Genomic DNA, 12,709 nt, shown 5'->3' with positions numbered 1-12,709 from the left:
GGTTGTCTTCGGTCCTCGTTCGTCGTGAGCGGTGTCCGGTCGAGTGGATCGCAAGGCGGAGGAGGCGATGCTCTGGAAGATCCGTGCGTACCGGTGTTGTAGCGGGGCCTGCGACAACGCCGCGAGGTGCCGACCGGGCGACGCGCGGCAGAACGGCGGGATCGGAGACGACCTCTCAAGGCTCCTGGGTGCGGGCGGTCCCGGACGCGGCGTCGTGGTGGAGGCGGTCGCATGACGACCCGGCGGTCCCGGGTGGCCGTGCGCGCATAAGCTGATCGGGGTGACATCCGGGCAACCGCAGACAGGATAGGGAATTGGAAAAGTCTGAATACATAGCCCACTGGCGGTCGAACCTGGAAGCCCTCCACGCCGCCGTCGTACCGGCCGACCTGGACGTTCCGGTGCCGAGCTGTCCGGAATGGACTCTGCGGGAACTCGTGGCGCACATGGACACGGTGTGCCGCCGCTACGCCCTCCGCATCACCAGCGCCGAGCCGCCGCAGGAGCAGCCGTCCGACGCCACCGACGACCCCGACCCACGCCCGGCCCTCGTCGAGTCCGGCCGCATACTCACCGAGGCCCTCACCGCCGCCGACCCCGACACCCCCGCGTGGAACTGGGCGCCCCAACCCGACGAGGCCCGGTTCTGGCTGCGACGGGCCGCCTGCGAGGCCGCGATCCACCGCTGGGACGCCCAGATGGCCGTCGGCGCCACCGAACCGGTCGCGGCCGCCGTGGCGGTCGAAGGCGTCTCGGAGGTCCTCGACTCGTTCATCCCCGCCGACCGCCGCGCCAGTCGCGAGGAGGTCGCCGGTCTACTGCACCTGTTCGCCTCCGATGTGGAGGAGGAGTGGTACGTGCGGTGGCGCGACGCCAAGTACACACTGGTCAGTCCCGACGACGTCGACCTGCCGGGACAGCCGGTGCAGGCCCGAGCCGTCGGACCGGCCTCCGACCTCTTCCTCGCGCTGTGGGGCCGGGTGCCGTTCAACGTCCTCGACTGCGAAGGCGACCCCGAACTGCTGGAGGCCATCCGCGCCAGGTGAACCCCTGGTGACCATATTGCGCGGTGTCGCATCCACTCCGTAGTCTGTGCCGCATGAACACGCACAGCGAACTCATTCGGCGACATCCCGTCACCACTGCCGGTCCACTTCGCTGCCGCGGGGTGATCGCATGATCGCGGACGGCTGGCACACCGGCCCACTCCTGGGCTTCGACACCGAGACCACCGGAGTGACGGGCGCAGAGGACCGCATCGTCACCGCCGCCGTGGTCGACGGCGCCGACGTGTCCACCTGGCTCATCGACCCCGGAGTGGAGATACCCGCCGAGGCCACCCGGATCCACGGCATCACGACGCAGCACGCCCGCGACCACGGAGTGGCGCCACACCTGGCACTACCCGAGATCGCACGCATCCTCGTCAAGGCCGCCGAGGAACGCATACCCGTCGTCGCCTACCGAGCCGGGTTCGACCTCACCCTGCTGGCCTACGAACTCGAACGGCACGGACTGGAACCCGTCCCGTGGAACCGGTTGTACGTCATCGACCCGTTCGTGCTCGACAAGAAGTGCGACAAGTGGCGCAAGGGGAAACGCACCCTGTCGGCCGTCTGCGAACAGTACGGTGTCGCGCTGTCACACGCGCACAGCGCGGTGGCGGACGCGACCGCCGCCGTGGCCCTGGCGAGGGCGATCGGCGCCCGGTACCCGAAGATCGCCCAGATGAGCCTCGGCGAACTCCACGTCTCCCAGATGGGCTGGCACGCCGACGACGCGGCCTCCCTGGAGGCGTACCTGCGGCGGCAGGGCCGCGACGAGACCGTGGACCGTCGCTGGCCGTTGCAACTGTGACCCGTTCCCGGCCGGCCGGTACCCCCGGCCGGTCAGGAACCGAAGCCCTCTGACAGCACCCCGTCCCGGATCGTCACGGCGCGCCCCGCGTGTCCGGCTATCTCGTCGTCGTGGGTGATGATCAGCACCGTCAGGCCCGCCGCGTTCAACTCGTCCAGGGTGTTCATCACGGACTCGGCGGTCTTGGAGTCGAGGTTGCCGGTCGGCTCGTCGCACAACAGCAGTGAGGGCGCGGCGGCCAGGGCGCGCGCGATCGCCACCCGTTGACGTTCACCGCCGGACAGGGTGGTCGGAACCGCGCCGAGCCGATGCCCGAGACCGACGTGTTCGAGCATGTCACGGGCCTTCTCGCGGCGCCGCCGCGCCGGGATGCCCTGATACACCAGCGACAACGCGACGTTCTCCTCGGCGGTGCGGTGCGGCATCAGGTGGAACGACTGGAACACGAAGCCGATGGTGCGGGCCCGCAGCGCCGTGCGCTGCTTCTCCGACATGAGCGAGGTGTCGTTCCCGTCCAACAGATACCGGCCGCACGTCGGCCTGTCGAGCAGGCCGAGCAGGTTCAGCAGTGTGGACTTGCCGGACCCCGACGGGCCCACGATGGCCACGTACTCACCCGAGTCGATCCGCAGGTCGCACGGCCGCAACGCCTCCACTGGCGGGGGGCCGGGGTAGGTGAGACCGACGCCGTCGAGGTGGATGAGACCGGTGTCGGCGGAGTCCGCCTCGACGGTCACGTCGCCGACGGTCACCGGTTCGGCGGTCGAAGGGCTGTGGACCATGGGCTTCCGTCTCTCGGTGGTGGCGGAGTAGGAGGTGGACGGCCGATCGCGCCGCATCCGGCCGTCCACCGACATAGACGTCGTGGAGGGGGCCGGAGGTTGTCACCCGGCCGTGTCCTTCCGGTGGCACGCGGTTCGCGCGGGGTCGGGTGAGTCGGTGCCGCGGACGTGCGGGTCCGCGCGGCGATCGGACGGCCGTCGTGGCGAACACCGTCATGTCGCTCCACTGTGGCTTTTCCACAATCCCCCGGTCGTCCACACCGCCCCGTTCACCGCCTCGACGGCCCACCGGTTCCGGACCTAGGCTCGACGCCATGGGGAGGAGGAGTGGCGGCCCCCGAAGACGGGCGGGCAGGGCCGTCACCGCACACCGCGACAACGTAACGGAGTGGCGGTGCTGTGCATCCGCAGGGCCATGAGGGTTCCGGTGATCCGCATCCGCGTCTCCGGGTCGGTGAAGATGCCCGACTCGCCGAGCGTGGAGCGGTCGACCGGAATCCGGCGGCACGCGTCCTCGACGATCCTGGCACCGGTGTACTCCAGCGCGACCCGCAGCGCCGCCTCCGCGCCGCCACCGCGACCCGGTGGGGCCGCCGTGATCCACCCGACGGGCTTGTCGTCGATCTCCGCACCGCCGACCGTCCAGTCCAGCAGGTTCTTGAACGACCCGGGCAGCCCGCCGGCGTACTCCGGGGTGCAGATCAGCAGCGCGTCGGCCCATTCGACGGCCGAACGCAGCGCGGCCACCGGCGGCGGCAACGGGTCCACGTCGTCGTCAGGATCGAAGTGGGGCAGGTCCGCCGTGCCGTCGAACAGCACGCCCCGCGCCATGCCGACCGCCGCCTTGGCGGTACGCAACACCGCCCGGTGGACGGATCCGTCCCGCAGGCTTCCCGGCAACAGCAGCACCCGCGGCACGATCGTCATGTACCGGACCCGCGCGGTCGTTCCGGCGATCGCCGCACCGGCCCACCGCCGTTCATCGCCTCACCGGTCCTGGAACAGCGGGTGGACCGCGGTCGAGAGCAACGCCGCCACGTCACCGAGCCGGTGGCGTCGTTCGGTCACGACCCGGCGGCCCGCCGCGACCACGTCGGTGACGTCGGCCGCGGTCGCGGCGAACACGGTCGCGGCCACCGGATCGTCGGCACCGGCGAGCCGGACCGAACCGGTGTCCACGGCGATGAGGTCGGCCCGGAACCCGGCGGCGATGCGTCCGGCGCTGTCGCGTTGACCGGCGCTCGCCGCGCCGCCGGCCGTGGCGGCGGCGAGTAGTTCGGTCGCGCCGTGCCCGCCGCGCCGCATCGTGCGGAGCCGTTCGTTGAGTTCGACGGCCCGGGCCTCCTCGAACAGGTCGATGACGGCGTGACTGTCGGACCCCAGTGACAGGCCGGCGCCCGCGTCGCGCAGTGCCGTCGCCGGGCCGATGCCGTCGGCGAGGTCCCGTTCGGTGGTGGGGCAGAAGCCGGCGATCGTGCCGTGCCCGCCCAGCAGCGCGATGTCGGCGTCGGTGAGGTGGGTGGCGTGTACCGCCGTGGTGTCGGCGTCGAGGACACCGGTGTCGGCGCACAACTGCGCCGGGGTGCGGCCGTACCGGGCCAGACACGCCGCGTTCTCCTTCACCTGCTCGGACAGGTGGATGTGCAGCGGCACGGCGTTGTGTCGCGCCCATTCGGCGGCGAACCGCATGGCCTCGGGCGGGCAACCCCGCACCGAGTGGATGGCGGCGCCGGTGGACAGGCCCGGCCCGGTCGGGGCCGCCTCGACACGGGCGAGCCACCGGTCGGGGTCGCCGTCCCCGAACCGCGACTGCGGTCCCGTCAACGGTGAACCGTCCACATCGGCCTGCAGGTACAGCGTGTCCAGCAGCACCAGGTGCACCCCGGCGTCGGCGGCCGCCGACGCCAACGCGTGCGACATCTCCGCGGGGTCGCGGTACGGGGTGCCGCCCGGCGCGTGGTGTAGATAGTGGAACTCCACGACGGTGGTGATGCCGGCGCACGCCATCTCCGCGTAGCAGGCGCGGGCCAGCGCGAGATAACCGTCGGGCGTCAACCGGTCGGCCACCGTGTACATCTGTTCCCGCCACGACCAGAAGTCGCCGCGTCCGGTGTGGGTGCGGCCGCGCAACGCCCGGTGGAACGCGTGGGAGTGGGCGTTGACGAGGCCCGGCATGACGAGACCGGGCAGCCGGACCGCGTCGTTCGGCCGCCCACCGGACGACACGGCGGTGATCCGGTCGCCGGTCACCTCGATCGTCACCGAATCGGCGAGCCCGTCGTCGGGACCCAGCCAGGCCCGCTCGGCGAAGTACCGGGTCAGCACGCCAGTTCCCGCAGGACGTCGGCGAGGGCGTGGACGCCGGCGATGCAGTCCGACATCTCGGCGGACTCGGCGGGGGAGTGCGACACGCCGGTGGGGTTCCGCACGAACAGCATCGCGGTGGGTATCGCGGCGGCGAGGATCCCGGCGTCGTGCCCGGCGCCGGTCGCCAGGACGGGGACACCGCCCAGGACCCCGGCGAGCCGGTCACGAAGGGCCGCGTCGAACGCGACCTCGGGACTGAACGACTCCCGGGTGACGGTCACCTCGGTGCCGTCCCGCTCGGCGCGTTGCAGTGTGGCGGTCTCCAGTTCCTCGACGACCCGGTCGAGGGCGGCGCGGTCCTCCGCGCGCGCGTCGAGCCACCCCAGGACCCGGGACGGGATGGCGTTGGTGCCGTTGGGTTCGCAGAACACCCGGCCCACCGTGGCGACCGCACCGGCGAGTCTGGCCTTCTTCCGGGCCGCCAGCACGGTGTTGGCGTAGGTGAGCATCGGGTCGGCGCGGTCGTCGAGCCGGGTGGTGCCGGCGTGGTCCGCCCGGCCCCGGAACTCCATCCGCCACCGCCCGTGCGGCCAGATGGCGCTGCCGACCGCGACGGGGGCGTCCATGTCCACCTGGGCGCGTCCCTGCTCGATGTGCAGCTCGACGTAGACCGCGATGCGGGAGAGCCGGTCCGGGTCGGGGCCGAGCAGGCCCGGGTCCGATCCGGCGGCGGCCATGGTCTCGTCGAGCCGGTTGCCGTCGGCGTCGGTGAGCGCGGCGGCGACGGCCGGGTCGACGGCGCCGGTGAGAAGCCGGGAACCCAGGCACGCGATGCCGAACCGGCCACCCTCCTCCTCGGTGAACGCGGCGACCCCGACGGGCCGGACCGGGACGTCACCGGACGCGCGCAGCAGGTCTATCGCGGCGAATCCGCTGACCACGCCCAACGGGCCGTCGAACGCGCCGCCGTCGGGGACGGAGTCGAGGTGGCTGCCGGTGACGACGGCGTTCCCGGCGGCGGGGTCACCCCACCATGCCCACAGGTTGCCGTTCCCGTCCGCCTCCATGGCCATGCCGCGCCGCCGGGCCTCCGCCGCGAACCAGGCGCGGCATTCGAGTTCCGCCGCGCCGAACGCGAACCGCCGGTAGCCGCCGGTCGCGGAGAACCGCCCCACCGGGGCCAGGTCGTACCACATCTCTTCGAATCGCACGCCTTGAGGCTAAGCCCCGGCGGTGGGTCGCCGGGCCGCCGGTGGGGCCCGGGCGGGTCAGCGGTGCCCGGGCGCGACGGCCGGGTGCGGCCGCGCGGGCACCGTCACGGGTTCACCGAGGACGTCGCGGGCCAGCAGCGTCCCACCGGCCACGGCGGCGGGCATGACCAGGACGGCCCCCAGCGGGATGAGGAACAGCAGGAAGATCCCCACGCCGAAGCCGACCGCCATGGGGCGCCGTTTCGCCAGCATCGCCCGGTACTGCCGGTACCGGATGCCCCGCCGGTTGAACGGGTACGAGGTGACCTCGACCGCGAGGAACCAGCCGCCCACGAGACCGCCGAGAACCAGTGCCACGATCGTGCCGACGACGGGGATGAGTCCGATGAGGAACAGCAGGACGCTCAGCGGCAGTGACACCGCGAGCAGCCGCAGCCCGTCGACGATCGACTGTTTGACGCCCTGCCAGACGCTCTGCTCGACCTCGTGGCAGCCGCCGTAGTAGGTCTCCACGCGCCGGTTGATGGCCTCGTAGAACGGGTCGCCGATGGTCAGGGTGATCGCGGTGAACAGGATCACGGAGAGCCATCCGGCGATGGCGAACACGATGACGCCCGCCGCGATCTGGATCGCGTCGGCGAGCCCGGTGGGCCACCCGGCGCTGAAACCGGTCAACCACGCGGTCAGGTCGGCGATGTTCCACGCCAGGGCGACGAACGCGGCGAGGAGCAGTGCCCCGGCCAGCAGCGCGGGGATCGCTCCGAGCAACATGACGCCGGGGCGGCGCCCCCAGAAACCGAATCCCTTGACCAGGTAGCCGATCCCGGCACCGATATCACGCATTCACACAGCTTAATCGGCGCCGCCACAGTGGTTCCGGTACGCGTGCGGTCGTCACACCGTCTCGCCGGAGAGGAAGCCGCCGACCAGTTCCCGCAGGCGCCGCCGACCGGTCCACAGGACGGCGGGGTCGTCGAACACGTGCAACCGGGCGCGGGGGAGGTGGGCGGCGAGGCGTTCGGCGACGGCGACCGGGTGGGCGTCGTCGCCCCGGCTGCCCAGTACGAGGGCCTCCGCGGTGACGCCCCGCAGGTCGGCGGCCGATTCGACGGCCGGCGTCGAGGCGAGCAGTCGCGGTACGTGCCGCATGCTGGGCAGGCAGATCGTGTCGGCGTGCCGTCTGGCGTACTCGCGTGCCGTGGCGGTGTCGCGCACGTCGGCGGGCAGTTCGTCGCGCAGCAGCCGGGCGACGCCGTCGTGGTCGCCGGCGGCGGCGAGCCGGTCGAGGCGTGACAGCCGGTCGTGGGCGGAGGGTTCCCTGACCTCGTCGAGCACGCCGGGGAGCAGGAACACGACCCGCCGGAACCGGTCCGGTGTCCGCGACAGGAGCCGGCACAGCGCTCCGGCGCCCATGCTGACCCCGAACGCCTGGTCGGCGGCGTACCGGTCGGCCACCTCGCGCAGTTGCGCGGCCAGTGCCGGGTGACCGAACCCGGGCGCGTCGACGCCGTCGTGGGCGAGGGCGGTGTAGAAGACGCGGGTGCCTCCGACGGCGCCGCCGAAGGGGCGGCTGTCGGCGGCGGTGGCGCCGAATCCGTGGGCGAAGACCGTGACGGGGGTGCCGGTGCCGCGCACCAGCGGGTCGGTTCCGGTGGTCACCAGGAGTTTCCGTCGGAGCCGCGGAGGGCACGCCGGATGTCGAGCAGGTACACCAGCGAGGCGATGAGGCCGATGATGCCGAACAGGCCGAGGGTGCCGCCGCCGAAGCCCAGCGCCGTCAACAGGAGCGTGCCGCCGAGGATCGCGAGCCACGCGCCCTTGCTGAGCGGCCCGGCGGCGGAGAACGCGTCGGGGCGTTGGATGGCGCAGTGCACCAACGCGACCAGGCTCAGCAGGCTGCACACCGAGGTGATGACGAGGGTGCTGTAAAACTCGATCGTATGCGCCGCGTTCATGGTGGAAGCCTAACCGGATTCGCGCGGTGCCGCCGCCGCCCCGTCTCACCGGAACGCGCCACCGCGCCGTTCCAGCAGTGAGTGCAGGGTCTGTTGGATGGTCTCCTTGACCCGGTCGGCGAGGTTGAAGACCTCCATCGGGTCGTCGGCGAGGTCGGACATGCCCTCGGTGCTGATCGGTTCCCCGAACTGGATGAACCACTTGCTGGGCAGCGGTACCGCACCGAGCGGCCCCAGTAGCGGGAACGTGGGTGTGACGGGGAAGTACGGGATGCCCAAGAGCCTGGCGAGGACCGGGACGTTGCCGAGGATCGGGTAGATCTCCTCCGCGCCGACGATCGACACGGGGATGATCGGGGTGCCCGTCGCCAGTGCGGTGGACACGAAACCGCCCCGCCCGAACCGCTGCAGTTTGTAGCGGTCCCACACGGGTTTCCCGGTGCCCTTGACCCCCTCCGGGAACACGCCGAGGAGTTCCCCGGCGCGCAGGAGCCGTTCCGCGTCGGGGTTGGACGCGAGGGTGGCGCCGGTCTTGCGGGCGTACTCGCCCAGCAACGGGGTCTTGAACACGAAGTCCGCGGCCAGGAGCCGCAGTCTCCGGTGGGCGGGGTGCTCGTCGAACAGGGCCAGTTGCAGCATCATGGCGTCGACGGCGATCGTGCCGGAGTGGTTCCCCACCAGGAGGGCGGGTCCCTCCGCGGGCACGTGGTCGATGTCGATGACCTCCACCCGGAACCACTTGCGGTACAGCGGCCGCAGTACCGGCAGGGTGAGTTGTTCGGTCAGTTCGGGGTCGAATCCGAACTCGTCGACCTCGTAGTCGCCGGAGAGTCTCCGGGACACCAGCCGGTACAGCTCGTCCAGTTTCTCCGCGACCCGGTCGTTGCCGCTCAATCCCCGGTTCCCTTCGTGCCGATGACGTCGCGTATCCGTTCGGCGAAGGACGGCCCGTCCGGAGTGGGATCCGGGGCGCCCAGCACCGACATCAAGGCGTGTCCGGCGACGAAGTCGGCGAACGCCTCGGGGGTGGGGCGGGGGGTGATGTGGTGGACGCGGGTGAGTTTCCCGCAGTCGACGACGCGGCCGAACCGCAGGAAGTCGAGCTGGTCGAGGGAGAAGTCGACGATGTTGCGGCCCCGGGCGGCGGTGGCGACGGTCCGCAGCATCACCTCGGGTGTCGGGGCGGCCAGCCGCCCGGCGCGCCGGATCGCCTGCGACAGCAGCAGCACGCCGGGACCCGCCACGTTGAACACCTCCGGCCGCCCGGCGGTGCCGGTGCGGTCGTCGAGGGTGACGCGGTGCAGCACCTCCAGGGCGTCGTCGATGTGGAGGAACTGCACACGGGGGTCGAATCCGAGGACCGTGGGCACCACCGGCAGTGAGAAGTACCGGGTGAGGGAGGTGTCCGACGTGGGGCCGATGAGCGGGGCCAGCCGCAGCACCGTGACGGTGACGTCCTTGCGGCGGCGGGCGAACCCCCTGGTGTAGGCCTCGACGTCCGCGATGTCGGCGGCGAACTCACCGCGCGGTTTGGCGCGCAGTTCGGTCTCCTCGGTGAACACCGCGGGGTCGCGCGCCGAGGCGCCGTACGCGGCGACCGAGGACTTCACCACCAGGCTGCGGACCGTGTCGCTGCGTTGGCACGCCGCCAGGAGGTGCATGGTCCCGATGACGTTCGACTCCTTCTGGGCGCTGCGCCCACCGGAGCGGACCGCCGAGGCCGCCACCGCCGCGTGCACGACCGTGTCCACCCGGGCGCGGGTGAGCAGCCGGCTGAGTGCGCCGTTGTGCATGGCGCCGGTCTCCACGCCGACGACGTCGGCGACCCGGGGGTCGGCGGCCAGGGACTCGATGAGCTGCCCGCCGAGATAACGGTCGGAGCCGGTGACCATGACGGTCCGGCGGCTCGACCGGGCGGTCGGCTTCGAGTGTGGCATCAGCGTCGCCTTTCACCTGCTCGATGAGGTGACTTCCCGCGGCGCGCCGCGGGTCGGTCCGGGGACCGGACGGGTCGGGAGGCCGCTGCCGGCGACCTCCCGCCGCGTGCTGTGTCGCCGAGTCGGTGCGTCACCGGGGCGCCGCACCGGGTGGGCGCTACTTGCCTTGGCGGCGGCGTTGCACGCGGGTCCGGCGCAGCAGCTTGCGGTGCTTCTTCTTCGCCATACGCTTGCGCCGCTTCTTGACGACCGAACCCATAGATGTTCCTCGCAGTGTTAGTCATGAGACGGGGTGTCACCTGCCGTCGAGGCCCCCGTGGGGTCGTCGACAGGCCGGTCAACCCTATCGACCCGTCCGGGACACCCGGAGCGGGATTCAGCTTGTCGGTTCCCGTCGGATCCGGTCGCCGCGGCCTTCGGCCGCCACGTTCCGGCGACGGGTCGGTTCTAGGCTAGCGTGGTGACGAGCGTCTACATCCGGGAGGGCGGCCACGCGGCCCCGTCGCCGCGGCGCCGCGGCGGGCGGACCGTCGCGGCAGGGTCGTGCGGCGACCCTGCCGCCGGTCCGTGTCGCGACTCTCAGGAGTCCTTGAACGTGGACGCCAGGTAGTCCTGGACGGCGTTCTCCGGTACCCGAAACGACCGGCCGACCCGGACCGCGGCCAGGTCACCGGCGTGTACCAGCCGGTACACGGTCATCTTCGAGACTCGCATCAGGGACGCGACCTCCGCCACGGTCAGGAACTTGACCTCTTCGAGAAGACTGCGTGAACCCATGACTTCTCCCACCATGCCCTTCAGTCGGCCTGCCGGGTATTACCCGGAATCACCGCGACACACCCCACTGATGCGTCGAATACCAACAGTAATGTGGTAATGCGGGTGGTGGCCATGGTTCGGGGTGTTGTCCCTGTTACCGTCCGTATGGGCTACCCTGCGACCTCCGCCACGAAGTCGGTGCACTCGGTGACCAGCGCGTCGTACGACATGCCGTAGACGGCCTGCGCGGACGCGTCCGGGTCCTCGCCCTTGCGGGCCACCCGCTCGAACAGGTCCATGAACTTGTCCTTGCCGTACTCCTGGAACAGGTAGTAGACCGAGTACATGGCGATGCCGTACTTCGCCGAGCCGGTCAACGCGTCGTCGCCGCTGAAGGCGGGGACGAGGTCGTTGTTCCACAGGTCCTCGTCGATGTAGGCGGCCACGTCCGACTTGCGCAGGTAGCCGTCGAGGGGCGTCTCGGGGCCGTGGTCGATGACCTCGGCGACCCCCTCGACCATCCACCAGTCCTCTTCCAGCGGCACGTGCTCGGGGCTGTGGTGCAGGGTCGCGACGTGGCCGAGTTCGTGCCGCATGGTGGAGGTGAACTCCACGTCGTCACGGACCCGGTCGACGTGCATCACGACCTCGGAGCCGCCCTGTTGGAGCTGGCCGTTCTCGCCCAGCATCGGCACCGGCATGGCGAAGCCCACGACGTTGTCCATGTTGGCGCCCTCGAGGCCGTACCACTTGCTGAACTCGGCGTCGCCCGCCAGGAAGATGATGTACTTCTCGACCTCGCCGTAGACGGCGTACTGGTCGGCGTTCTCGGCGGCGGCCTCCGCCTCCGGGAGCGCGCGTTCGAGCTCGTCGGCGTAACGGGCGGGCGCGGCGACGATGACCTTCTCGCCGCTGACGGCCTTGATGTCGTCGACCTCCCAGGGACGGGGGCCGACCTGGTCGGACTCGCTGACCTCGACGATGCGGTAACCGTCGTCGTCGTCGGCCCACATGGTGTCGAACACGATGGTCGAGGCGGCGCACTCCTCACCGACGGTCCCGCCGAAGCAGTAGCTGGCGGCCAGGCGCATCTCGAACCGGTCGGTGTCGCGCTCCACCGGGTCGTGCTGCCGCTGGTACTCGTACTGCGACACCTCCATGGCGCGCAGTCCGTCGAACTGCTGCGACATGTCGTCGTGCAGCGACTCGTCGAAGATCTCGAGCCAGCCGGCCTCGTCGTCGGCGAGTAGGGCGTCGGAGTGCTCCTCGAGCATGGCGTCGGCGCGGGCGCCCAGGTAGTCGACGCGGACCTGCGGGTCGTCGCCGTCGGTGGGGCTGGGGATGGCGGCCGGCCCCAGGGCGGCGCTGTGACCGTTGGACGCGACGACCGCGCTGACACTGAACGCGAGCGCGCAGAGCAGGACGACGACGAGACTCAGGACCACCCTGCGCTGCCGCCGGCCGTCGCCGGGCGGCGGGTACATCGGCGGATAACCCGGGGGCGGGTACCCGGGGGCGGTGCCGTACGGCTGGCCGGTGTGGCCCGGCGGCTGCGGCGGGCGCAGCGTGCCGGGGGCGGCCGGCTGCTGCGGGATGTGCGGGACCGCCGGTGCGGCGGGTGTCGACTGTGGAGCCGAGTACTGTGGGACGGCCGTCCCGTGGGGGTGGCCGACGGACGGCCCTTGTGGATCACCGGCGGTGCCGGGAACACGTTGCTGCGGTGGCGCCCACTGGTTCTCGTCGCCGGATGACGGGTTCTGCCGAGGCTGACCGGAGGGAGGCGCACCATAAGTCACCGCAACACACTATGAGGGCTATGCCAACCCCGCCATGCGGCCTGATTGCGATTGCATAACGATCCCCCTATGGCGGGGTATGTCCAAAATGTCCCTCTATGGTGT

At 71.2% G+C, this 12,709-nt stretch carries 15 protein-coding genes; 3 read left to right on the top strand and 12 right to left on the bottom strand.

The annotated features are described in order from the left end of the window. Positions 1-43: 43 nt before the first annotated feature. The 3 genes from LX16_RS26705 to LX16_RS20575 all read left to right on the top strand — a co-directional run bounded on the left by LX16_RS26705 (position 44) and on the right by LX16_RS20575 (position 1,857). Entirely contained in the window at positions 44-235 is a 192-nt protein-coding gene (locus LX16_RS26705) for a hypothetical protein (RefSeq protein WP_211354678.1), read from the top strand. 79 nt (positions 236-314) lie between these two features. Beyond that, a complete protein-coding gene (locus LX16_RS20580) occupies positions 315-1,046 on the top strand; it encodes a maleylpyruvate isomerase family mycothiol-dependent enzyme (protein ID WP_147141709.1) in 732 nt (243 codons plus the stop codon). A gap of 130 nt (positions 1,047-1,176) precedes the next feature. Beyond that, positions 1,177-1,857, top strand: a complete 681-nt coding sequence (locus LX16_RS20575) for an exonuclease domain-containing protein (RefSeq protein ID WP_147141706.1) — start codon at positions 1,177-1,179, stop codon at positions 1,855-1,857. A gap of 32 nt (positions 1,858-1,889) precedes the next feature. Here the strand turns inward: LX16_RS20575 and LX16_RS20570 are convergent, their stop codons facing one another. The 12 genes from LX16_RS20570 to LX16_RS20515 all read right to left on the bottom strand — a co-directional run bounded on the left by LX16_RS20570 (position 1,890) and on the right by LX16_RS20515 (position 12,604). Then, positions 1,890-2,639, bottom strand: a complete 750-nt coding sequence (locus LX16_RS20570; protein WP_147141704.1) for an ABC transporter ATP-binding protein — start codon at positions 2,637-2,639, stop codon at positions 1,890-1,892. 360 nt (positions 2,640-2,999) lie between these two features. Further along, positions 3,000-3,566: an NADPH-dependent FMN reductase gene (locus LX16_RS20565; protein WP_147141701.1), complete on the bottom strand. Its 567-nt coding sequence runs from the start codon at positions 3,564-3,566 to the stop codon at positions 3,000-3,002. Positions 3,567-3,626: 60 nt separating this feature from the next. After that, the gene (locus LX16_RS20560; RefSeq protein WP_147142091.1) at positions 3,627-4,961 is read right to left on the bottom strand and encodes a formimidoylglutamate deiminase; all 1,335 of its coding nucleotides are present in this window, start codon (positions 4,959-4,961) and stop codon (positions 3,627-3,629) included. Further along, positions 4,958-6,142, bottom strand: coding sequence for an allantoate amidohydrolase (locus tag LX16_RS20555; protein WP_147142094.1), 1,185 nt, complete (start codon positions 6,140-6,142; stop codon positions 4,958-4,960). Before LX16_RS20555 ends, LX16_RS20560 begins: the two co-directional genes overlap by 4 nt. A gap of 72 nt (positions 6,143-6,214) precedes the next feature. Next, entirely contained in the window at positions 6,215-7,000 is a 786-nt protein-coding gene (locus LX16_RS20550) for an EI24 domain-containing protein (protein ID WP_147141698.1), read from the bottom strand. A gap of 51 nt (positions 7,001-7,051) precedes the next feature. Next, positions 7,052-7,816 (bottom strand): alpha/beta fold hydrolase, encoded by a 765-nt coding sequence (locus tag LX16_RS20545; RefSeq protein ID WP_211354650.1) that lies wholly within the window; start codon positions 7,814-7,816, stop codon positions 7,052-7,054. Then, on the bottom strand, positions 7,813-8,112 hold the full coding sequence (locus LX16_RS20540; protein WP_147141694.1) for a DUF2516 family protein: 300 nt from the start codon (positions 8,110-8,112) through the stop codon (positions 7,813-7,815). The genes LX16_RS20545 and LX16_RS20540 overlap by 4 nt, the downstream gene beginning before the upstream one ends. A gap of 45 nt (positions 8,113-8,157) precedes the next feature. Further along, a complete protein-coding gene (locus LX16_RS20535; RefSeq protein WP_147141691.1) occupies positions 8,158-9,006 on the bottom strand; it encodes a lysophospholipid acyltransferase family protein in 849 nt (282 codons plus the stop codon). Beyond that, on the bottom strand, positions 9,003-10,049 hold the full coding sequence (locus LX16_RS20530) for an NAD-dependent epimerase/dehydratase family protein (RefSeq protein WP_147141687.1): 1,047 nt from the start codon (positions 10,047-10,049) through the stop codon (positions 9,003-9,005). The genes LX16_RS20535 and LX16_RS20530 overlap by 4 nt, the downstream gene beginning before the upstream one ends. Before the next feature lie 157 nt (positions 10,050-10,206). Then, positions 10,207-10,308 (bottom strand): 30S ribosomal protein bS22, encoded by a 102-nt coding sequence (locus LX16_RS20525; RefSeq protein ID WP_013020966.1) that lies wholly within the window; start codon positions 10,306-10,308, stop codon positions 10,207-10,209. Positions 10,309-10,628: 320 nt separating this feature from the next. After that, positions 10,629-10,826, bottom strand: coding sequence for a helix-turn-helix domain-containing protein (locus LX16_RS20520; protein ID WP_147141684.1), 198 nt, complete (start codon positions 10,824-10,826; stop codon positions 10,629-10,631). 152 nt (positions 10,827-10,978) lie between these two features. After that, a complete protein-coding gene (locus tag LX16_RS20515) occupies positions 10,979-12,604 on the bottom strand; it encodes a hypothetical protein (RefSeq protein ID WP_147141681.1) in 1,626 nt (541 codons plus the stop codon). Positions 12,605-12,709 lie beyond the last annotated feature (105 nt).

The sequence above is a fragment of the Stackebrandtia albiflava genome, from assembly GCF_007994225.1.
GTDB classification, from domain to species: Bacteria; Actinomycetota; Actinomycetes; order Mycobacteriales; family Micromonosporaceae; genus Stackebrandtia; species Stackebrandtia albiflava.
The sequence above is the reverse complement of the archived record's forward strand: the minus strand, read 5'-3'. Positions and strand labels throughout refer to the sequence as shown.

Bases quoted from the DNA above. Each gene is read 5' to 3' on its own strand.
- LX16_RS20555 (WP_147142094.1), bottom strand. From the start codon at position 6,142: ATGTGGTACGACCTGGCCCCGGTGGGGCGGTTCTCCGCGACCGGCGGC.
- LX16_RS20570 (WP_147141704.1), bottom strand. From the start codon at position 2,639: ATGGTCCACAGCCCTTCGACCGCCGAACCGGTGACCGTCGGCGACGTG.
- LX16_RS20565 (WP_147141701.1), bottom strand. From the start codon at position 3,566: ATGACGATCGTGCCGCGGGTGCTGCTGTTGCCGGGAAGCCTGCGGGAC.
- LX16_RS20575 (WP_147141706.1), top strand. From the start codon at position 1,177: ATGATCGCGGACGGCTGGCACACCGGCCCACTCCTGGGCTTCGACACC.
- LX16_RS20525 (WP_013020966.1), bottom strand. From the start codon at position 10,308: ATGGGTTCGGTCGTCAAGAAGCGGCGCAAGCGTATGGCGAAGAAGAAG.
- LX16_RS20540 (WP_147141694.1), bottom strand. From the start codon at position 8,112: ATGAACGCGGCGCATACGATCGAGTTTTACAGCACCCTCGTCATCACC.
- LX16_RS20530 (WP_147141687.1), bottom strand. From the start codon at position 10,049: ATGCCACACTCGAAGCCGACCGCCCGGTCGAGCCGCCGGACCGTCATG.
- LX16_RS20550 (WP_147141698.1), bottom strand. From the start codon at position 7,000: ATGCGTGATATCGGTGCCGGGATCGGCTACCTGGTCAAGGGATTCGGT.
- LX16_RS20520 (WP_147141684.1), bottom strand. From the start codon at position 10,826: ATGGGTTCACGCAGTCTTCTCGAAGAGGTCAAGTTCCTGACCGTGGCG.